General features: G+C 47.2%; 25 protein-coding genes and 1 tRNA gene. 19 read left to right on the top strand and 7 right to left on the bottom strand.

The features are described 5' to 3' along the window. Positions 1–28 precede the first annotated feature (28 nt). Entirely contained in the window at positions 29–424 is a 396-nt protein-coding gene (locus ACN0VA_RS16480) for a cupredoxin domain-containing protein (protein ID WP_417822219.1), read from the top strand. 2 nt (positions 425–426) lie between these two features. Here ACN0VA_RS16480 and ACN0VA_RS16475 read toward each other — a convergent pair whose 3' ends face one another. Beyond that, positions 427–1185, bottom strand: a complete 759-nt coding sequence (locus ACN0VA_RS16475; RefSeq protein ID WP_417822218.1) for a CbiX/SirB N-terminal domain-containing protein — start codon at positions 1183–1185, stop codon at positions 427–429. A gap of 311 nt (positions 1186–1496) precedes the next feature. On the opposite strand from ACN0VA_RS16475, the gene cobA reads away from it, so the two are divergent. The 10 genes from cobA to ACN0VA_RS16425 all read left to right on the top strand — a co-directional run bounded on the left by cobA (position 1497) and on the right by ACN0VA_RS16425 (position 9831). Continuing rightward, positions 1497–2303, top strand: a complete 807-nt coding sequence (cobA, locus tag ACN0VA_RS16470) for a uroporphyrinogen-III C-methyltransferase (RefSeq protein WP_417822217.1) — start codon at positions 1497–1499, stop codon at positions 2301–2303. After that, entirely contained in the window at positions 2263–2607 is a 345-nt protein-coding gene (locus ACN0VA_RS16465; protein ID WP_417822216.1) for a c-type cytochrome, read from the top strand. Before cobA ends, ACN0VA_RS16465 begins: the two co-directional genes overlap by 41 nt. Further along, positions 2604–3788, top strand: coding sequence for a cytochrome D1 domain-containing protein (locus tag ACN0VA_RS16460; protein ID WP_417822215.1), 1185 nt, complete (start codon positions 2604–2606; stop codon positions 3786–3788). The genes ACN0VA_RS16465 and ACN0VA_RS16460 overlap by 4 nt, the downstream gene beginning before the upstream one ends. Further along, positions 3745–4245, top strand: a complete 501-nt coding sequence (locus ACN0VA_RS16455) for an Lrp/AsnC family transcriptional regulator (protein WP_417822214.1) — start codon at positions 3745–3747, stop codon at positions 4243–4245. Before ACN0VA_RS16460 ends, ACN0VA_RS16455 begins: the two co-directional genes overlap by 44 nt. Next, on the top strand, positions 4233–4754 hold the full coding sequence (locus ACN0VA_RS16450; protein WP_417822213.1) for an AsnC family protein: 522 nt from the start codon (positions 4233–4235) through the stop codon (positions 4752–4754). The genes ACN0VA_RS16455 and ACN0VA_RS16450 overlap by 13 nt, the downstream gene beginning before the upstream one ends. After that, positions 4751–5221 (top strand): Lrp/AsnC family transcriptional regulator, encoded by a 471-nt coding sequence (locus ACN0VA_RS16445; protein WP_417822212.1) that lies wholly within the window; start codon positions 4751–4753, stop codon positions 5219–5221. The genes ACN0VA_RS16450 and ACN0VA_RS16445 overlap by 4 nt, the downstream gene beginning before the upstream one ends. Further along, positions 5218–5703, top strand: a complete 486-nt coding sequence (locus ACN0VA_RS16440) for an Lrp/AsnC family transcriptional regulator (RefSeq protein ID WP_417822211.1) — start codon at positions 5218–5220, stop codon at positions 5701–5703. Before ACN0VA_RS16445 ends, ACN0VA_RS16440 begins: the two co-directional genes overlap by 4 nt. A gap of 22 nt (positions 5704–5725) precedes the next feature. Then, the gene (nirJ, locus tag ACN0VA_RS16435) at positions 5726–6892 is read left to right on the top strand and encodes a heme d1 biosynthesis radical SAM protein NirJ (protein ID WP_417822210.1); all 1167 of its coding nucleotides are present in this window, start codon (positions 5726–5728) and stop codon (positions 6890–6892) included. A gap of 13 nt (positions 6893–6905) precedes the next feature. Then, on the top strand, positions 6906–8471 hold the full coding sequence (locus tag ACN0VA_RS16430; protein ID WP_417822209.1) for a cytochrome D1 domain-containing protein: 1566 nt from the start codon (positions 6906–6908) through the stop codon (positions 8469–8471). Between the two features lie 130 nt (positions 8472–8601). After that, positions 8602–9831: an O-antigen ligase family protein gene (locus tag ACN0VA_RS16425; protein WP_417822208.1), complete on the top strand. Its 1230-nt coding sequence runs from the start codon at positions 8602–8604 to the stop codon at positions 9829–9831. Here ACN0VA_RS16425 and ACN0VA_RS16420 read toward each other — a convergent pair. Both ACN0VA_RS16420 and ACN0VA_RS16415 read right to left on the bottom strand, forming a co-directional pair. Then, entirely contained in the window at positions 9825–10541 is a 717-nt protein-coding gene (locus tag ACN0VA_RS16420) for an FkbM family methyltransferase (RefSeq protein WP_417822207.1), read from the bottom strand. The genes ACN0VA_RS16425 and ACN0VA_RS16420 overlap by 7 nt on opposite strands. 115 nt (positions 10542–10656) lie before the next feature. After that, positions 10657–10730 (bottom strand) — tRNA-Gly (locus tag ACN0VA_RS16415). A 213-nt stretch (positions 10731–10943) separates the two neighbouring features. On the opposite strand from ACN0VA_RS16415, the gene ACN0VA_RS16410 reads away from it, so the two are divergent. The 4 genes from ACN0VA_RS16410 (at position 10944) to ACN0VA_RS16395 (ending at position 13915) form a co-directional block, all read left to right on the top strand. Further along, the gene (locus tag ACN0VA_RS16410) at positions 10944–11213 is read left to right on the top strand and encodes a hypothetical protein (protein ID WP_417822206.1); all 270 of its coding nucleotides are present in this window, start codon (positions 10944–10946) and stop codon (positions 11211–11213) included. Between the two features lie 91 nt (positions 11214–11304). Continuing rightward, the gene (locus tag ACN0VA_RS16405) at positions 11305–12243 is read left to right on the top strand and encodes a radical SAM protein (protein ID WP_417822205.1); all 939 of its coding nucleotides are present in this window, start codon (positions 11305–11307) and stop codon (positions 12241–12243) included. A 30-nt stretch (positions 12244–12273) separates the two neighbouring features. Then, a complete protein-coding gene (locus ACN0VA_RS16400) occupies positions 12274–13197 on the top strand; it encodes a hypothetical protein (RefSeq protein ID WP_417822204.1) in 924 nt (307 codons plus the stop codon). 103 nt (positions 13198–13300) lie between these two features. Further along, a complete protein-coding gene (locus ACN0VA_RS16395; protein WP_417822203.1) occupies positions 13301–13915 on the top strand; it encodes an FMN-dependent NADH-azoreductase in 615 nt (204 codons plus the stop codon). Between the two features lie 243 nt (positions 13916–14158). Here ACN0VA_RS16395 and ACN0VA_RS16390 read toward each other — a convergent pair whose 3' ends face one another. Further along, positions 14159–15613 (bottom strand): M48 family metalloprotease, encoded by a 1455-nt coding sequence (locus ACN0VA_RS16390; protein ID WP_417822202.1) that lies wholly within the window; start codon positions 15611–15613, stop codon positions 14159–14161. Between the two features lie 154 nt (positions 15614–15767). On the opposite strand from ACN0VA_RS16390, the gene ACN0VA_RS16385 reads away from it, so the two are divergent. Both ACN0VA_RS16385 and ACN0VA_RS16380 read left to right on the top strand, forming a co-directional pair. Further along, positions 15768–16256, top strand: a complete 489-nt coding sequence (locus ACN0VA_RS16385) for a DUF1178 family protein (RefSeq protein WP_417822201.1) — start codon at positions 15768–15770, stop codon at positions 16254–16256. Positions 16257–16517: 261 nt separating this feature from the next. Further along, entirely contained in the window at positions 16518–18938 is a 2421-nt protein-coding gene (locus ACN0VA_RS16380; RefSeq protein ID WP_417822200.1) for a bacteriohemerythrin, read from the top strand. Positions 18939–18997: 59 nt separating this feature from the next. On the opposite strand, the gene ACN0VA_RS16375 is transcribed toward ACN0VA_RS16380, so the two are convergent. Beyond that, positions 18998–20224, bottom strand: a complete 1227-nt coding sequence (locus tag ACN0VA_RS16375) for a hypothetical protein (protein ID WP_417822199.1) — start codon at positions 20222–20224, stop codon at positions 18998–19000. 84 nt (positions 20225–20308) lie between these two features. Next, positions 20309–20533 (bottom strand): hypothetical protein, encoded by a 225-nt coding sequence (locus ACN0VA_RS16370; protein WP_417822198.1) that lies wholly within the window; start codon positions 20531–20533, stop codon positions 20309–20311. Positions 20534–20658: 125 nt separating this feature from the next. On the opposite strand from ACN0VA_RS16370, the gene ACN0VA_RS16365 reads away from it, so the two are divergent. Then, a complete protein-coding gene (locus ACN0VA_RS16365) occupies positions 20659–21051 on the top strand; it encodes a VOC family protein (RefSeq protein WP_417822197.1) in 393 nt (130 codons plus the stop codon). A 26-nt stretch (positions 21052–21077) separates the two neighbouring features. On the opposite strand, the gene ubiG is transcribed toward ACN0VA_RS16365, so the two are convergent. Beyond that, the gene (ubiG, locus tag ACN0VA_RS16360) at positions 21078–21818 is read right to left on the bottom strand and encodes a bifunctional 2-polyprenyl-6-hydroxyphenol methylase/3-demethylubiquinol 3-O-methyltransferase UbiG (protein WP_417822196.1); all 741 of its coding nucleotides are present in this window, start codon (positions 21816–21818) and stop codon (positions 21078–21080) included. A 253-nt stretch (positions 21819–22071) separates the two neighbouring features. Between ubiG and ACN0VA_RS16355 the strand changes: the two genes are divergently transcribed. Next, positions 22072–23298: an aspartate kinase gene (locus tag ACN0VA_RS16355; RefSeq protein WP_417822195.1), complete on the top strand. Its 1227-nt coding sequence runs from the start codon at positions 22072–22074 to the stop codon at positions 23296–23298. The last annotated feature ends 8 nt before the right edge of the window (positions 23299–23306 follow it).

Below are 23306 nucleotides of genomic sequence, written 5' to 3'. Positions count from 1 at the left end.
TTTTTACCAACTGGAAAGGAAGAGAGATATGTTATCTAAAACGTTCGCATTTGCGTTGCTTGCGGGTGTGATGATGATCGGTTCCGCACGGGCTGGTGATGTCTGCGAAGAGGCTGAAGCACGATATCAGGAAGTGAAAAGCGAGTTACCGTCGGATGAGGGTGTGAGCGTTGTAAAGCTCTATAACTATAACTTTTGCCCCAAACAACTGACCGTAAAAGCCGGAACCACCGTGCGTTTTGTCAATGTGGATAAGCGCACAAGTCATAGCGTCTGGTTAAAAGAGGCAGGCAAAGAAGAAAGCGAACGTTTCTTCCCTGTTGAGTTTTGGGAATTCCCGTTCACAGAAAAAGGCGAATACCCATACCTGTGCGGCCCCCACTGGGAACGTGAAGGTATGCGTGGCAGCGTGACGGTCGAGTAAAATCAGGATAACAGTCGGGCGGCATCGCCAGGTTGTTGTGCAGGACTGAGGTCTTCTAAAGCCAGATCAGCCAAAAGACGTGCATCCATCAGGGGATAGTCAAACGTGATGCAATGCCCGGCGACGATATAGGGCAAACCTGCCCGTGGAATATCATCCAGTGAAAAAGCATTGGGAACATCTTCGCACAGATGGGTGCCTCGTCCGGCCAGAATCGGACAGACCAAGACATTGCGGCCCAGTTTCAGGTCACGCCAATCGTTTAATTGCGGTTTGTTGGACAGGAATAAAACATGGGTGGAAATGCCCTGATCGCATAAATCACGACACAGGTTTTGCGCGGTCAAAGCCGGGCCTGCACTGACACTGGATCCGTGGGCAACGATAATGACATCATCGGCGTGATGTTGTTTGGCTTTCATGGCAATCTGGCGCGAAATGCCGGGATGAAGGCCAAGCGGGCGATGAATGCGCGCGCTACGAAAACGTTTGCGTTCGACCTCTAAGCAGGATTGAAGGTGGTCGTTGACAAAGGCCCCGGCTGCGGCAAAATGCGGCAGAACTTCAAGATCAATCCCATCGGGCAGGCATTGCAACAAGGCACGGACTTTCATTTCCTGTTTCATAAAGCCGCAATGCACCGCATTGAAATGATTACTATGGAACAAAAAACGTGAAAGGTCATGGGTGGAATTTGCCGCGTGCGGTCGCTTGGTTGACCCGTGCCCGACGACAACGACATGCAAGCCCGATTTTGTCATGTTCTCCCCCTCCTACCTTCAGATTAAAGGAGTCAGATTATCGCTTGTCTTTTTTTGAAAAGATTTGAGCTTGGTTAAATTTTGCCCTGATAGAGTTATTTTTCCATAATTTTTATACTGTTATTTAAATAGATCAATTTAATCAGATAGATATATTGTATTTTCTAATTATTTTGTATTTGCTTTGATCAACATCAAACACTTTTAAGCGCCGGGCGTGATAAAAATTCAGACCATGAACGAAGCCTTTGGGGGGCGGGTGCAAGACTGGAATTTTTCCTGACTTTGCGTGTTTATCAGGAGTGGCAAAAGTGACGACCTACGCTGATGTAAATGTGTTTCTGGTGGGGTCCGGACCGGGGGATCCCGATCTGTTGACAGTAAAGGCACATCGTTTGATATCCGAGGCCGACGTGGTCGTAATTGACCGTCTGGTTTCCGATCAAATTTTGGATATGATTCCGTCTAATACCACGCGGGTTTATGTGGGCAAACAGCCGGGTAACCATCATCATTCTCAGGACGAGATCAATGATATTTTGGTACGTCTGGGGAAGCAAGGCCGCAAGGTGGTCCGCCTGAAAGGTGGCGATCCTTATATTTTTGGGCGTGGTAGTGAAGAAGCCGAGCATCTGCTGAAGCATGGTATCGCGTTTGAGGTTGTCCCCGGTATTACGGCGGCACAAGGATGCAGCAGTATTAACGGCATTCCGCTGACCCATCGGGGGTATTCTACCGGGGTACGTTATGTGACGGGTCATCGTCGTAACGACGGAGATCTGGCTTTAAACTGGGCGAGCCTTGCGTGTGACCAAACAACGCTTGTGGTATATATGGGGGTATCCAGCATCGGTTTGATTTCTGAAAAACTGATTGTGCATGGTTTGCCAGCCAGTACACCCGTTGCAGCGATTGAAAAAGGACTATCGCAAGATCAGCGTCAAATTATTTCGACACTGGATAAAGTTTATGACGAAGTGATGGCAGCTGAATTCTGCCCGCCGACTTTGTTTATTATCGGGAAGGTCGTCGCCTTGGCTGAAACCCTGAACTGGCAAGACAATGGCTTGGATTTAAATGATGTTACATCTGAAGAGACCCTTTGCGCAATGTGTTAAAGCATTGTGTGGCGTCCTGATCTTTTGCGGGGCGGCACAGGCCGAAATCGCACAAGACAGAAAGGCGGAGTTGCTCAATTTTCTGGAGCAGGACTGTGGGTCTTGTCATGGCTTGAAACGCACAGGTGGTTTGGGTTCCCCCTTATTGCCAGAACGTCTGGAAGCGATGGAAGATGAAACCCTCGCCGATATTATATTGAACGGAATTCCTGAAACGGCGATGCCGCCGTGGAAAGCAATTATCGCAGAAGAAGAAGCCTATTTCCTTATCAAGCAATTGCGCGACGGATTGAAAAAACAATGAAATTCTTTAAACACCTGAAAAAAATCTCAACAGCCGGTTTGTTCGGCAGTGCTTTGTTGTTGTCAGCTTGCGCCAGCGATGGTCTGGTACGCGGCACCGGCGATATGGGGATTGTGATTGAACGGGCGACGGGCTCTGTTCTGGTCGTTGATAACACCAAGGACGAGACAATTACGCGGGTGAATGGGCTGGGCGATTTGTCCCATGCTTCGGCTGTTTATTCCCGTGATGCGCGTTATGCTTATGTGTTTGGGCGTGATGGTGGCCTCAGCAAAGTGGATATCCTGAAAGGTGAATTGGTTAAACGGGTTATTCAAGGCGGCAATTCCATCGGTGGTGCGATTTCTCAGGATGGCAAATTGGTTGCGGTTTCCAACTATGAACCGGGTGGTGTGCGTGTTTTCGATGCAAAAACATTGGAAATGGTTGCTGACATTCCCGCAAATGATGGTTCCAAAACCGTGGGGTTGGCGGATGCGCCGGGCAATATCTTCATGGTTAGCCTGTGGGATGATGGCGAAATTTGGAAACTTGATTTTTCAAAAGGCCTGACCCCGGCGATTACGAAATTTAAAGATATCGGCACCAACCCTTATGATGCCTTAATCAGCCCTGATGGTCGTTATTATGTGGCAGGCCTGTTTGGCGAAGATGGTTTGGCAAAACTGGACCTGTGGAATGAAGCCAAAGGGGTTGAGCGCATTTTGGATCATTACGGCAAAGGGGAACAAAAGCTTCCCGTTTATAAAATGCCACATTTGGAAGGCTGGGCGGTTGCTGGGGATTTAATGTTCCTACCTGCGGTAGGGCGTCACGAATTGTTGGTGTTGGATAAAACGACTTGGAAAGAGGTTGGGCGCATCCCTGTTCATGGTCAGCCGATCTTTGCAATGGCACAACCGGGTGGGAAATATATTTGGGTGAACTTCTCGGTTCCAAAAAACGATACCATTCAGGTGATTGATGTACAGCAGCTTAAAATCATTAAGACAATGAAACCCGGCAAAGGCGTGCTGCATATGGAATTTACACCGCGCGGTGAAAAGGTCTGGATGTCGGTGCGTGATGAAAACCGGGTTGATATCTATCGTACTGACAGTTTTGAAAAAATTGGTGCAATCGAAGCAACTAAACCCAGTGGCATTTTCTTTACTGATCGTGCGCACAAGATCGGCCTGTAAGATGATGGACGAGATTGACAAACATCTATTGAATGATTTCCAACGTGGTTTTCCCTTGTGTTCACGCCCTTATTTGGAGGTGGCAAACCGATTGGGAATTGACGAGGATGAGGTCATTGATCGTTTGTCTCGTTTAAAAGACAGCGGGCATGTGTCGAGGATTGGCGCGATCGTAAAACCCGGCAGTATCGGGGCCAGTACCTTGGCGGCGTTGCAGGTGGATGAAGATAAAATTGAACAGGTTGCGGCCTATATCAACGCCCGTGACGATGTGAACCACAATTATTTACGTGAACATGATTATAATATGTGGTTTGTTCTGAATACCTCGTCCAAGGCTGCGCTGGACCGCGCCGTTCAGGAAATTGAAGAGGCAACCGGTTTACAAGTTCTGGTCTTACGTATGTTAAAAGATTTTCACCTTGATTTAGGGTTCGATTTAAAATGGCACTCCTAGAACAAGATTATCTCATTTTAGAAGCCTTGCAGGGCGGACTTCCTTTGGTCGCAGAACCTTACAAAGTGATTGCCGATCAATTGGGGATGGAAGAAGCATTTGTACTCGAACGCTTAAACGACCTGCTGGATAACGGAACGCTGAAACGGTTTGGCGTGATTGTGCGCCACCATGAATTGGGTTATCGCTGCAATGGGATGTGTGTTTGGGAAATTCCGATTGAACGTATCGATGAAATCGGTCATGCCTTTAGCCAATATGATTTCGTGACCCTGTGTTATGAACGCAATAAACGTTTTCCCGACTGGCCTTATAATTTGTTCTGTATGATCCATGCCAAAGACCGCACCCATGTTTTACAACATGTGGACCAGTTGGTGCGCGAAAATGATTTGGCAGATGTCAAACGTGATATTTTGTTTAGCACGCGGCGTTTTAAACAACGCGGGGCCCGTTATAATGACTGTCGTCCGGCAGATGTTGCCAGTTTACAAAGGGCTGCACAATGAGACGCAAAATAGATCCGATAGAATTGGATGATCTGGACCGCCAGCTCATCAATGAATTGCAAAACGGCTTTCCGGTATCTGAACGTCCCTTTCACGATGTGGCTGTGCAACTGGGCAGTGATGAAAAGACTGTCCTTGCCAAATTGACCCGGTTGCGTGAAAGCGGCGTTTTGTCACGTTTTGGCCCGATGTATCATGCCGAACGTATGGGCGGGGGCTTGACTTTGGCGGCCTTGTCCATCCCCGAAGATGATTTTGATCGGGTGAATGACATCGTCAACGCGTTTCCCGAAGTGGCCCATAACTACAAACGTGAACATGCACTGAACATGTGGTTCGTTTTAGCAACGGAAACACCGGACCGTGTAGAAGAATGCTGCCACGAAATTACCGAGGCGACCGGCTATCAAGTCTATAACATGCCGAAGAAACAGGAATTTTTTATCGGTCTGAGGTTCGACGTATGAGCAACTGGCAAATGGACGAAACCGATCGTAAAATCATCAAGGCGACACAGGAAGGTTTGCCCCTGGTGGAAGCCCCTTATGAGGCTGTCGGGGCTGAAATCGGTCTGTCCGGTGACGAGGTTCGCCAGCGATTGAATGCCATGTTGGATGCTGGTGTTATCCGCCGCATCGGGGCGGTGCCCAACCATTACGCGCTGGGCTATACCGCCAATGGCATGAGCACATGGGATGTCCCGGATGAAAAGGTTAAAGAGATCGGGGAGAAAATCGGTGCGCTGGATTTTGTCAGCCATTGTTATGAACGCCCGCGTCATCAACCGATCTGGAATTATAATCTTTTTGCTATGGTGCATGGCAAAGATAAAGAAACCTGCATGAAGCGTGTCGAAATGATTGCGCAGATGCTGGGCGAGGATGATCGCGGCCATGAAGTTTTGTTCAGTTCTAAAATACTGAAGAAAACCGGCTTGCGTATCGCCTGAACGAAAGAAAAGGACCAGAAACATGTTTCGAATTTCCGCCATGATGAAGGAATTGGTCAGCCCGAGCGAGGCGCGCGAACATCGCGATCCACCGGGACCGGTTGTCATTTGGAATCTGGTGCGCCAGTGCAATCTGGGCTGCAAACATTGTTACGCTGGGTCTGTTGATAAACCGTTTCGCGGTGAACTCAGTACACAGGAAGTTTTCGATACAATGGTCGATTTGAAAGCGGCTCGTGTCCCGGTTTTGATCCTGTCGGGTGGCGAACCCTTGATGCGCCCGGATATCTTTGAAATTTCCCAACGCTCTAAAGAGATGGGTTTTTATACGGCCCTTTCCAGTAACGGGACGTTGATCACTGAAGACAATATTGATGATATTGCGCGCATCAATTATGATTATGTCGGTGTCAGTATTGATGGGATCGGGGCGGTAAACGATGCTTTTCGTGTGAAAGAGGGCGCCTATGAGGAGGCACTGAAAGGCATTCGCCTCTGTCGCGAACGTAATCTTAAAATCGGTTTGCGTTTCACCCTGACCGAAGACAATGTGGAAGAATTTCCCAAAATCCTAGATTTGTTGAAACAAGAAGATGTGAACAAGTTCTATCTGTCGCATTTGAATTATGCTGGGCGCGGAAATAAGAATAAGGGCGATGATGCCTATTTCCAACATACCCGCTGGGCAATGGATCTGTTGTTTGATCTGTGCTGGCAAAATCTGCAAGAAGGTCGCGAGCTGGAAGTGACAACCGGCAATAACGATGCCGACGGGGTGTATATGCTGCATTGGGTGCGCAAAAATTTCCCGGATAAGGCCGAACATTTTCATAAAAAATTGATCCAGTGGGGCGGAAACGCCTCGGGTCAGAACGTTGCCAATATCGACAATCTAGGTAATGTCCATCCTGATACGATGTGGTGGCATCATAAACTTGGCAATGTGAAAGAACGCGCTTTTGGTGAGATCTGGCACGACACAAGTGATCCGTTAATGGCCGGCCTGAAACAGCGCCCGCGCCCGGTTAAGGGGCGGTGCGCAGAATGTGCTTATCTTGATGTGTGTAACGGCAATACACGTTGTCGTGCACACCGTGTAACCAATGATTACTGGACCGAAGATCCGGGCTGTTATTTGAGTGATGACGAAATCGGCTTGCCGAACAGCAAAGATGCGGCAGCAGAATAAGGGTTAAGAAAAAATGATGAAAAAATTCCTTGGGGCAACAGCCATTTTGGCGGCCAGTCTGTCGTTTAACGCAAACGCCAGTGACGTTAATGTGGAAGAGGTCTTTAAAGAACATTGTGCAAGCTGCCACGGATTGAACCGTTTTGGGGCTATTGGTCCGGCTTTGTTACCGGAAAACCTGAAACGCCTGCGTAAGAAAAGCGCAGTCAGTGTCATTAAAAATGGTCGTGCCGCCACACAGATGCCCGCGTTTGAGGAACAGTTAAACGAAGCAGAGATCAAGGCTTTGGTTGATTTTATCTATACCCCGTTGGGCAAATTGCCGACGTGGGATATCGACCAGATGAAAGAAACCCGCGAAGTCCATGTCATCCCGTCGCGACTTCCGGGCAAGCCTGTGTTTGATGCCGATCCCTTAAACCTGTTTACGGTGGTGGAAACAGGTGATCATAGTGTGACCATTCTGGATGGCGACAAGTTTGAACCGCTTTGGCGGTTTAAATCACGTTTCGCTCTGCATGGCGGGGCGAAATACTCACCGGATGGACGTTTCGTCTATCTGGGATCACGCGATGGCTGGGTATCCAAATATGATCTTTATACCCTGCAATTGGTGGCAGAAATCCGTGTTGCGGTGAATATGCGCAATATTGCAGTGTCCAGTGATGGGAAATGGGTCATTGCCGGGAACTACTTGCCGCATTCTCTGGTGGTTTTAGAAGCAGAGACCCTTGAACCCGTTAAATATATTGATGTTTCGGACGGTAATGGGAACTCATCGCGTGTGAGTGCGGTTTATAATGCGCCGCCCCGTCAAAGCTTTATTGCTGCCCTTAAAGATATGAAAGAAGTTTGGGAAATCACTTACGACCCGGACGCAGACCCGAAATATGGTACCTTTGTCCATGATTATCGCGGTAAGGAAAAAGACGTCGAAGTCACGCAGACCGGGACACTCAGCTATAAACGGATTGAGCTGGATGATTATCTCGACGATTTCTTCTTTGATCAGGATTACATCAATGTTTTTGGGGCGTCTCGTGACGGGGTGCATGGCGTTGCCTACAATCTGGATGCCGGGAAAAAAATCGCAAACCTTGATTTGGCAGGAATGCCGCATTTGGGGTCTGGCATTACATGGAATTACAAGGGGACACCCGTCATGGCCACCCCGCACCTGAAAGAAGGCAAGATCAGTGTCATCGACATGGAAAGCTGGGACACGATTAAAACGATCAAGACCAAGGGGCCGGGCTTTTTCATGCGATCCCATGAAAACACCCCTTATGCCTGGACCGATGTCTTCTTTGGTAAAGATCGTGATCTTTTGCATATCATTGATAAGCGCACACTGGAAATTGTGAAAACCATCAACCCGCAGCCGGGTAAAACCAATGCCCATGTGGAATTCACCCGTGATGGCAAATATGCACTGGTCTCAGTTTGGGATATGGACGGCGCACTTGTTGTGTATGACGCTGAAACATTTGAAGAAGTCAAACGCATCCCGATGAAAAAACCGGTGGGCAAATATAACGTCTGGAACAAGATTTCCTATTCTGCCGGGACAAGCCATTAACCTCTCTATCAACCACTGTCAAACTTGCAAAAGCGGCTAGGGTCTTTCTTTAGCCGCTTCTTTTTTTTCTTGATCACGGACAGTGGACAACTTACTAAGTTGAGACGTTTCACCAACACAGGCCGTAAGAATGACTGCCCTATTTTCCAAAGAGATGCGATTGAATGCCGCTGCCCTTTTATTAGGTGCATCGATTGCTTCGCTCTATATGGGGCGTGCGCTGATCGGTATTTTTCTGGGGCTTGCTTTGATCCTAACGCTCATCAGTGTCAACCATCGTGAAGTTGTTCACGCGCTGCGTCCTTATCTGGACAAAAGGTTGATGGGTGGGATCGGTATTGTTGCTCTGGCCTTGGCGGTGAATATCCCTTTTTCCCTGCGGATCGGTTTGTCGGCTGAGGCATGGGCGCGCACATTTGTTGTGGCGGGGTTGATCTTCTATATCCTGTTTTGTTTACGACACCGCTTGCAAATTGCGCTTTACAGTCTCGTAACATCGATCTTTATTGTGATGCTTGCGGCGCTGTTTCTGTCCAAGGGATTGCCCAAGGCCTTGGTCAATGGCTTTGTTCTAACAATTCCGGCGTGCCTATACATCGTTGCGACCCGACATAGCTATATCTGGAAAATACTGGGTATTGCCAATATCGGCTTATGCGTCACCCATATTATGTTGATGTCTTCTAAAGTCAGTTTATTGGGACTTTTACTGGTTGCGCTCAGTGGGGTGCTGATCTTATTCGCGGATCGGCAAAATCGTTTTCGACATTTGATATGGGTTGGATTTATTGTCGCTGGCGGGATTGCTGCTGCGCTTATTTGGTTGCCGGATCAAATGTTGATGAGCAGTCGTGTCAATAGCGCGCTGACACCTGTTCCGGTCTGGTTGGTGGATCTGCACCGGCAATTGATTTGGATGTTTTCCTTTGATCTTGTCCAACATAGCCCTTGGGTCGGTTTTGGACTGAATGCATCGAACTATCATCCAATGGCAGAAATGTCTTTGCTGGATTATATGGCACAGCGCAATACACCCTTGGAATCTTTTCCCGATGTACAGGCTTTACCCAGTCACCCTCATAACTGGATCGTAGAAATTATCTTGGATGGTGGAGTTATCGGGGCGATCCCGTTTGTGATGATGGTCTGTTGGATTTTTATTAAATCTTTGCGCGTTTATTTAACAACCTCATCCTTTGCCATGTTGGGTTTTATTGCCGTAAATGCAGTTTACTGGGGGACCGGCCTTTTTAACTTTTCTTATTGGAGCATGTGGTGGCAGGTCTCATACTTTGTTGCCTGCGGTCTGTTCTTAATGCAATTTTTTGTTGATCAAGAAAGAATGTGTGCAGATCAGTAAAAAATATCGTCACAGTCATTGCGTTTGAACATACAGGTCGGCCCGATCTTTGAAATCAGGGTATAACCATTTTCAATCAGATGATTATAAGACCATGATTGGTCCATTTCCCGCAAATCAATGATGTGGATTTCACAGGCGATCAGTTTGGGCGCGTATTTAGAAAGATCAAAGCCTTTAAAGACTTGATCTTCAAACCCTTCGACATCAATGTTCAAGAAATCAATGGATTGAATTCCTGCTTCTTTTAAAATGCCGTTTAGCGTCCGGGTTTTCATGGTGCGGACATTATAGGGCTTGCCCATTTTTTCCGCCCACTCATCCGCCGCATCTTTGTCCAGTGTGTTGAGGACATTGCCAGCATCAAAACTGTAGCAGTCTACATCTGCTTCATTGTCAGAGATGGGGCAGCAGAAGGATTTGTCACGGGGACGATATTTTTTGCAAAGGTCGATATTTTTTTGGTCAAAATCGATATTTATACCGGACCAGTTACGCTGGAATAAGCGGTAGGTAATGGACCCTAAAACCGGATGATTACATCCGACATCGACATAGGTGCCGTTATCAATATTGGCGGTGGCCTTATCTACCCAGAAATCTTCTGCCCAGAATGAATAGGCCTTATGATAGGTGCCATATCTAAAGCTACGATATAAATCATATAGATATGTGTTCTTGATATATTTCTTTTTAAATTCACTAAACATGATGATGGCCCCAGCATCCCCCAGAAAAACACTGTATATAGGGTGTGCAGACGTAAATCAACCGCTCAACTCTCTGGAAGCCGGGTGAATATAATTCAAATTAATCGAGAAGATTTGGAGCGGGCGAAGGGAATCGAACCCTCGTGTACAGCTTGGGAAGCTGTCGTTCTACCATTGAACTACGCCCGCTTGACCAAAAAGGTTTTAATGGAGGGGGCTGTCGGTTTCAATAGAAATTTGATGTCTTATGAAAAATAAATGCTTGTTTAGCTAAATGGGTAACCTGCATTCTTTCGAAAGATATGAACCATGATGTTTTTATTATGAGAGAATTATCCAGCGTCAAGGTGAAGGGGGGAGGACCTTCTTAGGATCACGTCCAAATGAAACAGATAAAAAGTGATGCATCCTATGATTCTTCAGGCCTATATTGTGACGGTTCTACTTGCAGGATTGCTCCTGATTGCTGTGATTGCTAAATTGTTTTTCTCAGAATTTCCAACAGATAAGACGGATAAACGATCTTTTATCTCACGCTGGGTTGCCTACCCCAAATATAAAATGTGTGTTGAAAAACGTGCGCGCGGGTTTTTGACTTTTCTTTATTACACGCAAATTGTTCTTCTGGTCGTCGTGATTATTGTTCTGATTGTTGGCGATTATTCCATGTAGTGCTTTTTTGGGGGTGTTCACGTTTTTTTGAATTGGTCCGAACTCTTGATCAGGGTAGTTTTTAGACAGATAGTTTAAAAAGGAACGCCCCGTGGATAGCCCGTTACCCTATACAAAATTTGAACACCCCGAGATAACGGCAAAAGGGGAAACCCGCGCGCATGTCGCTTTAAAACAGCTGGAAACCTTGTGGTTTAATACGGGCAGCTTGTGCAATTTGTCCTGTCAGGGCTGTTACATGGACTCCAGTCCGACAAATGATCGGTTAGCCTATATCACAACGGATGATGTACGAACATTCCTTGATGAGATTGTCACACAGAGTATGACGGTTCAGGAAATCGGCTTTACCGGCGGTGAGCCGTTTATGAACCCACAGATTATCGAGATTCTGACCCTCTGTTTAGATCAAGGGTTTGATGTCTTGGTTCTGAGCAATGCAATGAAGCCGTTACATCATCACAAAGAAGCACTGTTGGGGTTGAAGAAAAAATATGGATGCAAATTAGGGATACGTGTTTCGGTCGATCATTACCGCGCAAAAGATCACGAGAAACTGCGCGGCGCCCAGAGTTGGGATATGATGATTGAGGGCTTATGCTGGTTATCCCAAAATGAATTTAAATTGGCGGTTGCCGGGCGCACATTATGGCAGGAAGGCGAAGACGTCGCGCGGGTCGGGTATGGCCACATGTTTGCGCAATATAATATTTCGCTTAATGCAACGGACCCTTCGGCCTTGGTTTTGTTCCCCGAAATGGACATCGAAGCGGATGTGCCGGAAATTACGGTAGCGTGTTGGGACATTTTGGGGGTTCGTCCCGATGCAATGATGTGTGCAACGTCACGCATGGTCATCCGACGCAAAGGGGACAGCGTTGCGAAAGTCGTGCCGTGTACGCTCTTACCCTATGACCCTAAATTTGAAATGGGAACGCATTTATCAACATCGGGTGGCCCTGTGGCCCTTAATCATCCTCATTGTGCAAAATTTTGTGTGCTTGGTGGTGGTTCTTGTAGTAAGAATTAACAGGGGAAAAAGGGATTATGTGGCAAGAATATGAAAACGCTGGGCGGCACTGTTGGCATTATTTTGGCATTGACCGTCTTGTGGATAGGGACGTGTCAAGCTGAGGAAGTCCAGCCCAAAGATGTTTATTCCAAAGTCCAGCACTTAAACGAAGGTCTAGTGACGTTGCTCCGCCATAATATGCGGAGTGATTTCGCCATTCAAGTCACGTCCGAACTTATGGATAACGCGATTCAACCGCGTCATGTCTATCAACTGGCATTGGATGTTGAATTGAAATTAGCGGCGATTGTGCGGGCAAATGGCGTCAAAGTACCGCCGATCCACCGAATTCTGGCACGACCTTATACACCAAAGGATGTTGCAGATTTATTGGAAGTCATGCATCAACGGATTGAACGACTGCTTGAATATTTTAAGATCCCTGAAAATCAATATTATAAAGAACATGGGGAACGTGAACCCTTGGATGTGTTCTATGCATTGGAACGTATGGATCTGTTTTTATTAAAAATGGGGGCGCCGACCGTTCAGCCCGGTCATGTTTTTCGCCGGGCGTACGCAGTTGCCGGTCTTGCGGAAAAGTTATGTCGTTTGGATGTTTGCTCCGATATTCGCCGTCGGACACTGGCTGACGATGACGTGATTATTCCCGCACATGTTTATCAGGAAACCTATCGTTATATTGATGCGCTGCATCTTTATGTGAAGAAGTACAAGACGCACTTAACCGGCGGCGTTCTGGCTTTAAAGCCACAGGATGGAATGATTAGGCCTGGACAGGTTAACAAATTGATGGGTATCGCGTTGGCCGATACAATTGCAGTGGCGAAAGAAAACTTTGAACTGGACGCAATCGAACTGACGCCCTTTAAGGCGGATACTATCCCGCGTGATGTTTGGCGGGAAATAAATTATGCGCGTCGCTTACTGGAAACGATGGTGCAACACTGAATAAAATTTGGAAACAATCATTTTCTAAATCCCCATATTATCGATTTTAAAGAAACAAGGCATCCTCTTGGCAATCGAAGTTTCATTCCTATGAGGTTTAAAAATGTCTAAATTGCTTGTGATCCATTCCAGCCCGATGGGCGATAAATCTGTAACACGTCAATTGGCGGCAGCGTTTGTTGAACAGTATCAATCGACCCATGATGGTGCTGAAGTTATCGAACGTGACGTGTCCGCGTTGAACTTGCCCCATCTGGATGGTGAAATTCTGGGCGCTTTTTTCACACCAGCTGAAGATCGTACAGAAGAACAGGTTGCGCATGCCAAACGATCTGAACAACTGATTGCTGAATTTAAAAATGCAGACAGTGTGGTGATCGGTGCACCGATGCATAATTTCGGTATCCCTTCAACCCTGAAAGCCTATATCGATCATATTGCGCGCGCAGGTGAAACGTTCAAATATACCGAGAACGGGCCGGTCGGTTTGGTCGAAGATAAACCGGTTTATGTGATTGCCGCACGTGGTGGGGATTATTCCGAAAACGGATACCCGCATATGGACTTTGTCCTGCCTTATCTGCAAACAGTTCTTGGTTTTATCGGTGTTCAGAATGTGACCTTGATCCAAGCCAATGGAATTGCGATGGGCGAAGAAGCTGCGGCGCAGGCCATTGCGGGCGCAACACAGAAAATTTCAGAAGCATTGGCGGCTTAAAGTTTACCCGTATTCTGCCAAAGGGAGGGGCGTTTTATACCCCTCCCTTCAGGCTGTTGACAAAGTGTTTTGGATAACTAGCGAAACAAAAATCGTCCCGCACTTGATGCGGGATCCATTTGAAATCAATAAGTTAAAGATTGCTCATGCGATAAATATGGATCCCCGATCAGGGTCGGGGATGACAGTTTAGGGGCTTTGTCTATAAACTGAGGGCAGGGGGTGTTTTAGCCCCTGCCTTTTTTATTTTGTGATTAGTTTTAAGGTTTCCCCGGCTTGTAAGCCGTCACTTAAGGTCTCCTTGTTCAGGACTTTGAGCCAGTCTTCTTTGAACTTTTCGACTTTCATTTGTTGCGCTAACGAGGCGATACTGTCTTTCTTACCAGCACGATAAAGGGTGATATGGTACCCCGTAATCGCGTTGGCTTCACGTTGAGACAGACGTTCAAAGCTGTAGGTTACTTTGCGAAATGGCAGGGCCAGCGCTTCTGTCATATTGGGCAGAGTGAGGAACTGGAATTGGAAAATCTCATTGCCATCAACAATCGCCAGATAACGCAGGTCCCGCACCCCTTTGGAATTTTTGATGCGCACCAACCCGGTGGCCCCGTCCAGTCCATTAATGTCTAGGGTTTGTAGTTCGCGTAAATTATATTTATTGGCCCAGATCTCTGTCAGATATTTGTGAGCTGTAAGGCGGCCATACCCTTTTTTACCCATTGTAAAGACAATGGCATTTCCATTTTTATCTGTGGCGACAACCATGTCTGGTTTGTTGACCAACTGAAATTCATCGGGAACACTAAATCGGATGCGTAAATCGGGATGAACAAAGGTCTGACCATCAATCAGGCCTTGTTTAATACTCTCACCATAAGCAATACCATTGATCAAGGCGAGATAGGTTTTTTGGTTTAGGAAGTCCAGCTCCGGTGGGTAAGATTGCGCAATTTTGGAGGATGCGGCGATCCGTTTACGTGTGTCAGGGTGGGAGGCAAAAATGGAATAATGTGATTGCTGTCCCTGTTCACCTTTCATGCGGGCTTCAAGCTCGGTATGTTGGGCAAGCTTTTTAAAGAAGCTGGCGGAGGCTTTGGGATCATACCCCAGTTTGGTCATGTAACGAATGCCGAGCATGTCAGCTTCCATTTCATGGTCGCGGGAATAACTTGCGAGATAGGCTTGACCGGCAAAGTTGGCGATATCCCCCGCAGGACCACCGATAACAGCCCCCAAAATAGTCGCGCCGACACCGGTTAGAACCGATTTACTGTATCGTTGGGCGGTGTGACGGGCGGTCACATGACCGATTTCATGGCCAAGGACGGCGGCGAGCTCTGCCTCGTTTTCTGCCAATGCGATGAGGCCGCGACTGATGTAGATAAAGCCGCCGGGTAAGGCAAAAGCATTGATAATGGGATCATCAAGAACCGTAAATGTCCATTTCAGGTTCGGCAATTCAGATTCTTTTGCGAGACGTTGGCCCAAATCGTTTACGTAGCGTGTAATAGCCGCGTGGTCGTAAGCGCCACCGAATTGTCTGAGAATTTTCGGATGCTCTTGTTTTCCAACATTGAGTTCCTGTTGTTCCGACATCAGGCCGGTAAAACTGCTTTTCCCGGTTGCCGGATTGACCGAGCAGCCGGAGGTGGACACTGCAAGCAGGGCGAAAACGCTAAAAAGGATAAAAGGCTTCATGCGGACCGTTTAAAAATGGTTTTGAGTCTGAATGTTCTCGGTAAAGATAAGCTGAAACGCACGTAAATCAAAGCGTTTGACGGTATTTTTCTTGTTCCTGACCTCAAAACAGGCTAAACCGCAGCCTTGTTGTTTATATCACGGGTTTTTGAATATGATTCGCTACGACCTCCTTTGTGAATATGACCATAAGTTTGAAGCGTGGTTTCGCGATAGTGCCGCTTATGATGAACAGGTCAAAGCCGGTGAGGTCCTGTGTCCTTTCTGTAGCAACGATAATATTCGCAAGGCGGTGATGGCACCGGCGATTGCGTCGCATAAAGAGAGTGTTGCCTCAACCGGGCGCGAACTGGCGATTGAAGCGGCGGAAAAAGCTGCTGATGATATGCGGGAAGGGACTGACCCTCAAGATGCGGCGCATGCCTTTATGGAAGTGGTCAATAAGCTGCAAAAGCATGTAGAAGAAACATGTGATTATGTCGGTGAAGATTTTGCACAAGAAGCCCGTGCTATCCATTACGGTGATGCCGAAGAACGCAATATCTATGGCGAAGCATCCCCGGAAGAAACGCAGGAATTACGTGATGAGGGAATTGAGGTTCTGACCTTGCCCAAGTCATCGGATAAAAAACAGGCAAACTAAAATTAATCTGCAAATTTTAGTAAAAGGCCCTCTGACTTCCATAAAAAAAATAGGCGAATTTAGTCTTACATTATTTTTCAAACTGTATTATGAGGGACAACTGTAAGTAATGTTTCTCTTGCAGTATTATGTATTATTTGATTATATTTTTTAATTATAATAATTGAAGTAAGTGATATAGTCCCTAGATAATGTATCTGCTGGCTGGTGGAGGAGGGTATCTCTGTGTTGAGTAATATAAGAATTCGTTCAAGAATCATTTTGGCGCTGGTTCTTCCTGTGATTGGGTTGCTGTTTTTTGCAGGCGGCAACATTGTCGAAAAACGCCAGATTGTTGCAGATATGGAAAAACTGACGACGCTGGCTGAGTTGGCTCCAACGATCAGTGCCTTGGTCCATGAATTGCAGAAAGAACGTGGTACATCTGCGGGATTTATCGGGGGCAAGGGCCAGAAGTTTCAAACCAAGCTTACCGATCAGCGCAAAGAAAGCGATATCCGTTTTGGTCAACTCCAGCAGGCGTTAAAGAAATTTCCAGTTCAGGATTACAGCGAAGTTTTAAAAACGAAAATTGATGTTGCACAGAAAGCCTTAGATCAATTGGGCGCGAGCCGGGACAAAGTCACAAAATTGGAGTTCTCCGTGCCGCAAATGGCAGGGTATTACACGCCGACGATTGCAAAACTCCTGAGTATTGTGGAAGAAATGGCGGTGCTGAGCAATGATTCGTCCGTTACAGGCGCAATTGCGTCTTATACGGCCTTTTTACAGGCAAAAGAACGTGCCGGGATTGAACGGGCGATGGGCTCTGGTGGGTTTAGTGCCGGCGAGTTCAAGCCTGCTATTTATCGCAAGTTTTTACAATTGATAGCCATGCAGGAAACCTTCCTGAGCCGTTTCAAAATCTTTGCAAGTAACGCGCAAATTCAATTTATGATCGATACTGTTAAAGGCAAGGACGTCGATGAAGTTGAGCGCATGCGCAAGATTGCCATTGAAAGTCCGGTTACGGGGACAACGCAACGGATCGAAGGCCCTTATTGGTTTGATACGATTACCAAAAAAATCAACTTATTAAAAACGGTTGAAAATAAAGTTGCCGAAGACCTCGTCGGATTGGTGGAACGCGTTCGAAGTGATGCGCAAACCGCTTTTTATATGACGAGTGTATTCACCGTTCTATTGTTGGTGATTACCTTTGTGATTGTGTTGCGTATTGTCGCAGGCATCACGAAACCAATTTTGAGCCTAAGCGCGGTTATGAGCAATTTGTCACAAGGCAATTTGACGATTGCGGTTCAAGGAAGTGAGCGTGGTGATGAAATTGGGGAAATGGCGCATTCTGTCGAAGTTTTCAAAAACGGCATGATTGAAGCCGAACGCCTCAATCAGGAAAAACAAGCAGAGCAGGAAGAAAAACTGCGTCGCCAAAAATTGTTGGAAGAATACATTCACGATTTTGAATTGACGATGATTACAGTCCTGGACGGCCTGTCCAGTGCGGACACCACCATGCGTGAAACCTCTGCTGAAATGAATGAAATTTCGATCAATACCAAAGGACAGTCAGCGGCCGTGGCCGCATCGGCAGAAGAAGCCTCGACAAATGTGGAAACGGTGGCGAGTGCGGCAGAAGAGCTTTCCGCCTCCATCGGTGAAATTTCAACCCAGGTGTCGTCCGCATCCGATACGGCCCTGACGGCCGTACAAGAAGCCACCGATACGTCACACAAAATTAGTGTCTTGGAAGACAATGTCGCCAAAATTGGTGAATTTGTCGGTTTGATTAACGATATTGCGGATCAGACCAATATGTTGGCCTTGAATGCGACGATTGAAGCAGCGCGCGCTGGTGACGCTGGCAAAGGGTTTGCGGTTGTGGCTCAGGAAGTCAAAACGCTGGCCAACCAGACCTCCAAAGCAACGGAAGAAATTGCCAAACAAATTGCTGAGGTGCAGGCCTCTACTTCTCTATCAGTGGGGGCGATTGCCAGTGTCTCTCGTTCTATCAGTCAGGTGAGCGAGATTTCGGCCTCTATTTCCGCAGCGGTGGAAGAACAAAGTGCCGCCACCAGCGAAATTGCCCGCAATGTGGAACAGGCCGCGACGGGAACGCAGAATGTCTCTTCTGAAATTGTGCATGTGGTTGAATCTGCAGAACGGGCAGAAAAAGCATCTGATCATATCGGGGATGCGTCGCGCGCCCTGTCGTCACAGGCTGAAGTATTGCGCGAGAAAGTAACCGATTTCTTGCAAAAAGTTCAGTTCGATAAACAGAGCCACGACAAGAATTTGGTGGAATGGACCGACGATCTCGCCTTTGGGATTACGCAAATTGATAATGATCATCAACAGCTGTTAAGGATGGTGAACCGTCTTTATAAGTTTATGAAAACCAATGCCACACGGGAAGATATCGATCAGGCGTTTAATGAGTTACAGGATTACACCCGAACCCATTTTGCCGCAGAAGAAAAATTGATGCAGGATCATTCTTACCCCCTTTATGATGAACATAAACAGGCGCATGAGGCCTTCTGTCTGCGTGTGGAAAACATGTATGCACGTTATAAAGCAGGTGAAATGTCTGGTGAAGTTGCCCTGACAGGTTTGCTGGGGAGCTGGTGGGTCAATCACATTTTGTCGCACGACAAACGACTGGCTGAAACTTTAAAAGCTTGATTTGTCTAATTGAAAAAAGAAAAGGGCGTATCCGGTGACCCGGTAAACGCCCTTTTTCTTTATTGTGAGAGTGGTAAAGTGCCGTTTTTTAATGCATTGACCATATTGGCAATCATTTTCATTTCACGGCCTTCTCGGGTGTAATAGGTTTGGGTTTCATCATCAAACAAGGCCCAAAATGCCCAACAGCCATAAGGGTTGATGTCAGCTTCCTTTGTTCCGATGTTGTGTGCTTGTGGATAAAGCATGACGATATTGTTGGCTTCGGCCAAACCATTATAAATGTTTTTATAAAAGAGGTCGCCAAAGGTAATTGTCTGACCGGATACAGCTGACCCCACTTTGCCGGTGAAGGTCCATTCGGGGAATTGCTGACACCCATGCAAGGCGACATGAAGCTTACAATCTGTCTCCCCGGATTTACAGGCATCCGGGATATAGGCATACCCGGTCGAGCCGATCCCGTGATCGTTTAAGGCCTCGTCACTGTTGAGATCATCCACATATGTTTTTTGCGCAAAGGAATAGAGGTTCTCTGCTTTGATATCCGTCGGGCTCTTCATGCTGCCATAAAGATGGGACAGGATATCTTTGCCAAGATCATATCCGGCGACAAACCCGTAATTACAATGATACATCCACGGATCATTTCCGCGCATAAACTGATTGGGAAACCAGCTATATTGTTGTGAATTGGACGGGGCACAGGGAAGGGCGGCATCGCCAAGGTTTTCATATTTATCAAATATGCTTTTGGCGGTGGGCATGCCGTGGGCAACCGGATAGAAGGGACCGTAAGTCGGGATATAGGCCCAGGCTTTGATATTGCTCCCTTGGTTTTCAATGAAATGATTATAGAACAGGCGTGACGCATTGCCCAAAAGCGGGTTGATCACCTGATCGCTTTGGGAATTGAAGATAAAGACCTTATCGTCTTTTAAATTTGCAACCGGGGCGATTTGACCATTTGCGGACAGGGTTTCGGCTTTATCAATATAGGTAGTCGCCGTGAGATCGGCGCCGATTCCCATCATGCACTGCTGTTTGATGGTTGCGATGTCACTGGGCGGCATGTTCTGCGCGCAAAAAAACGGTCCGCCAGCCACAGATCCCATGCCCGAAAATATATCGGAATAGGCGACATGAAGTTGTTGCGCCATAAACGCACCGGACGATACACCGGAGACGGTGATTTGGTTTTCACTTATTTTAGGGAGCGGATTTGCCGCCCATGTCGCAGTGAGAATAAAAAAAGAAAGAAAGGCGGTGAAAAATATCATACGCATGCTAATCATCACTTAAAAAGGGAGAGGTTGCATTATGATGCATGCAATAGGTGTTTTGCGCAAGTCTTGCAGATGAGTTTGGTATTATTGCGCTTGTGCCAATGCGAGGATTTCTTCCGGGCTTTCGATCACATGCAGGACATCGCCACAAATCATGGAAAGCCGTGTGCAGGCTAATGTTTCAACATCAAATTCATTGCTATCGTCACCAGCGCCATAAAGATTCGATGGATAGGCACAGGCGATCTGATCCAGACGAACGAGGACGCATTCCCCTTCTAGCCCTGTGAGTTTTGTTAAATTTGCCATCATTTAATCCTTGATTGTGATATCTATTGTTCTTCGGTTATTTTGAGGAACTGTTCTTGCTTGTACAGGTTTTTCGGGCCAGTCTTTAGAATAATCTTTCCCCTTTATATAATGAGGATAAATTGATGGACGCCAATGTACTGGGTTCGTTTTATTGGAATGAATTACGGGTGAGAAATATTGAAGAAACCAAAACGTTTTATCATAAACTTTTGGGGTGGCAATATGAGGCACTGACGATGGAAGAGGGAGATACCCCTTACTTTTTGTGTAAAACGGGGGGGCAGGTCGTCGCCGGCATGTTTGAAATGAACGAGCAAAAAGGTTTTACATCGGACATACCGCCGCATTGGCTCGGTTATATTCAGGTGGCGAATGTGGACGCGTGTTTGAAAATTGCCAAGTCCGAAAAAAGCGAGATTTATTTCGGTCCGTTTGATATCCCGGAGGTTGGCCGTATTGCGGTGTTGCAAGATAAAGGCGGCGCACCGATTGGCATAATTACCCCGTGTCGGTGATGACGCTGTCTCTTGTTTGCCCTCGTTCAGGTGGCTTGTTTTGTCGCAAACAACAAGTAATTGACACTGAGATCGTCGGTGAGAGACCAACTGTCACGTAACGGGTTGAAGGTCATGCCTTTCATCTGAATGACGTTTAACCCGTTTTGGCGCAAGCCGTCAGCAAATTCACCGGGTTTAACGAACTTGTTGAAATCATGTGTGCCACGTGGCAACCATTGCAAAATATATTCAGCCCCGACTTTTGCCATAGCAAAAGATTTGATGGTGCGGTTTAGAGTTGCTCCGATCATGGCGCCGCCCGGTTTAACAAGGGCGCAGGATGCCTCAAGAAAGGCATCAATATCGGCAACGTGCTCGATGACTTCCATATTTATAACGGCGTCAAATTGCTGGCCTTCTTTGGCAAGGTCTTCGGGGAAGACGCAACGATAATTGATATCTAGTCCGCCGGCTTCTGCATGGACGGTTGCGGTTTTAATGTTCTTATCCCCGGCGTCGATGCTGGTCATTTCGGCCCCCATGCGGCACAGCGGTTCTGAGATTAGACCACCGCCACACCCGATATCGAGAATGCGCAATCCTTTAAGCGGCTGGTCTGCACTGGCATCCAGTCCGAAATGATTACAGAGGCGTTCCCGAATAAAGGTCAAGCGTGTTGGATTGAATTTATGCAACGGGCGGAATTTTCCGTTCGGGTCCCACCATTCGTCCGCAATAGCGGTGAACCATGCCACTTCTTCCGGGTTGACTGTCGTAGAGGCCATGTGATTGCTCCAGTCTTTTTCGCCTGTTCTATCCGTTTATTTATACGTGCAGGTTTGGCTTTGCCAGTCTTAAATGAAAAAATGAACTGATTTGTGTAAACTCAGGGGGTGGAACCATGTTAAAGAGCTGCATTTTACGCTGTATTTGGCTTGCAAAAATAACATGTTTAAGAGTATGTATAGCGCGCGCACGCTAAGGCGTCGCATTTGACTTATCCTTTTTTGACTTTCGCCTTAAGGAACATTTCTTCAAATGGCTCGGATCGTAATGAAATTTGGCGGCACTTCGGTGGCCGACCTCGACCGGATCAGGAATGTCGCCCAACGCGTGAAAAACGAAGTGGATGCAGGGAACGAAGTGGCCGTCGTTGTTTCGGCCATGTCCGGTGTCACCAACCAGCTTGTCGGTTATTGCGAAGATGCATCGCCCATGTACGATGCCCGTGAATACGATGTGGTTGTGTCCAGCGGCGAACAGATTACTTCGGGTCTGCTGGCTATCGTTCTTCAATCGATGGGTGTTGCTGCACGCTCTTGGCAGGGCTGGCAAATTCCAATCCGTACTGACAGTGTTCATGCAAAAGCACGTATCGAAGAAATCGGTACCGAGGAAATCGACACGCGAATGAAAAACGGCGAAGTTGTCGTTGTGCCGGGTTTCCAAGGTGTCGGCAGTGACAACCGTGTGACCACATTGGGACGCGGCGGTTCTGATACGTCTGCCGTTGCATTGGCAGCGGCGACAAAAGCGGATCGTTGCGATATCTACACAGATGTGGATGGTGTCTATACGACGGATCCGCGCATCGTTGCCAAAGCGCGTAAACTCGACAAAATCACCTACGAAGAAATGCTTGAGCTGGCTTCACTCGGCGCCAAGGTTCTGCAGACCCGTTCTGTGGAAATGGCGATGAAACATGATGTGCGCCTGCAAGTGTTAAGCAGTTTTGAAGATAAGCCCGGAACCTTGGTTTGCGGGGAGGATGAAATCGTGGAACAAGAACTTGTAAGCGGCATCGCCTATTCACGCGATGAAGCGAAAATCACTTTGATCGGTGTTGCCGATCGCCCCGGTGTTTCTGCCGGTATTTTCGGTCCGCTGGCCGATACCTCTATCAACGTTGATATGATCGTTCAGAACGTTTCTGAAGATGGCCAGAAAACCGATATGACCTTTACGGTGCCGCGCGGTGATCTGAAACGTGCCATCCAGTTGTTGGAAGAACGCAAAGACGATGTTGCCTATGAGCGTATGATCTCCGACAGCGATGTGGTTAAAATCTCTGTGGTGGGGGTCGGTATGCGAACCCACGCCGGGGTAGCGGCTACAATGTTCAGCGCGTTGGCTGAAAAAGGGATCAACATTCAGGTGATCACAACATCTGAAATCAAGGTTTCTGTCTTGATTGCGGAAGAATATCTTGAACTGGCCATCCGTGCGTTGCACTCTGCATATGGCTTGGATGCTGATCAAGAATAAAAACGAAA

This window comes from Terasakiella sp., assembly GCF_048267425.1.
Classification (GTDB): domain Bacteria; phylum Pseudomonadota; class Alphaproteobacteria; order Rhodospirillales; family Terasakiellaceae; genus Terasakiella.
Note: the sequence above shows the minus strand (reverse complement) of the source record. Positions and strands in the feature narration are given on the sequence as shown.

Bases quoted from the DNA above. Each gene is read 5' to 3' on its own strand.
- ACN0VA_RS16375 (WP_417822199.1), bottom strand. From the start codon at position 20,224: ATGCGTATGATATTTTTCACCGCCTTTCTTTCTTTTTTTATTCTCACT.
- ACN0VA_RS16420 (WP_417822207.1), bottom strand. From the start codon at position 10,541: ATGTTTAGTGAATTTAAAAAGAAATATATCAAGAACACATATCTATAT.
- ACN0VA_RS16480 (WP_417822219.1), top strand. From the start codon at position 29: ATGTTATCTAAAACGTTCGCATTTGCGTTGCTTGCGGGTGTGATGATG.
- ACN0VA_RS16450 (WP_417822213.1), top strand. From the start codon at position 4,233: ATGGCACTCCTAGAACAAGATTATCTCATTTTAGAAGCCTTGCAGGGC.
- ACN0VA_RS16385 (WP_417822201.1), top strand. From the start codon at position 15,768: ATGATTCGCTACGACCTCCTTTGTGAATATGACCATAAGTTTGAAGCG.
- ACN0VA_RS16460 (WP_417822215.1), top strand. From the start codon at position 2,604: ATGAAATTCTTTAAACACCTGAAAAAAATCTCAACAGCCGGTTTGTTC.
- ACN0VA_RS16365 (WP_417822197.1), top strand. From the start codon at position 20,659: ATGGACGCCAATGTACTGGGTTCGTTTTATTGGAATGAATTACGGGTG.
- ACN0VA_RS16440 (WP_417822211.1), top strand. From the start codon at position 5,218: ATGAGCAACTGGCAAATGGACGAAACCGATCGTAAAATCATCAAGGCG.
- ACN0VA_RS16355 (WP_417822195.1), top strand. From the start codon at position 22,072: ATGGCTCGGATCGTAATGAAATTTGGCGGCACTTCGGTGGCCGACCTC.
- ACN0VA_RS16465 (WP_417822216.1), top strand. From the start codon at position 2,263: ATGATGTTACATCTGAAGAGACCCTTTGCGCAATGTGTTAAAGCATTG.
- ACN0VA_RS16430 (WP_417822209.1), top strand. From the start codon at position 6,906: ATGATGAAAAAATTCCTTGGGGCAACAGCCATTTTGGCGGCCAGTCTG.
- ACN0VA_RS16400 (WP_417822204.1), top strand. From the start codon at position 12,274: ATGAAAACGCTGGGCGGCACTGTTGGCATTATTTTGGCATTGACCGTC.
- ACN0VA_RS16395 (WP_417822203.1), top strand. From the start codon at position 13,301: ATGTCTAAATTGCTTGTGATCCATTCCAGCCCGATGGGCGATAAATCT.
- ACN0VA_RS16475 (WP_417822218.1), bottom strand. From the start codon at position 1,185: ATGACAAAATCGGGCTTGCATGTCGTTGTCGTCGGGCACGGGTCAACC.
- ubiG (WP_417822196.1), bottom strand. From the start codon at position 21,818: ATGGCCTCTACGACAGTCAACCCGGAAGAAGTGGCATGGTTCACCGCT.
- ACN0VA_RS16445 (WP_417822212.1), top strand. From the start codon at position 4,751: ATGAGACGCAAAATAGATCCGATAGAATTGGATGATCTGGACCGCCAG.
- ACN0VA_RS16410 (WP_417822206.1), top strand. From the start codon at position 10,944: ATGCATCCTATGATTCTTCAGGCCTATATTGTGACGGTTCTACTTGCA.
- ACN0VA_RS16425 (WP_417822208.1), top strand. From the start codon at position 8,602: ATGACTGCCCTATTTTCCAAAGAGATGCGATTGAATGCCGCTGCCCTT.
- ACN0VA_RS16370 (WP_417822198.1), bottom strand. From the start codon at position 20,533: ATGGCAAATTTAACAAAACTCACAGGGCTAGAAGGGGAATGCGTCCTC.
- ACN0VA_RS16390 (WP_417822202.1), bottom strand. From the start codon at position 15,613: ATGAAGCCTTTTATCCTTTTTAGCGTTTTCGCCCTGCTTGCAGTGTCC.
- nirJ (WP_417822210.1), top strand. From the start codon at position 5,726: ATGTTTCGAATTTCCGCCATGATGAAGGAATTGGTCAGCCCGAGCGAG.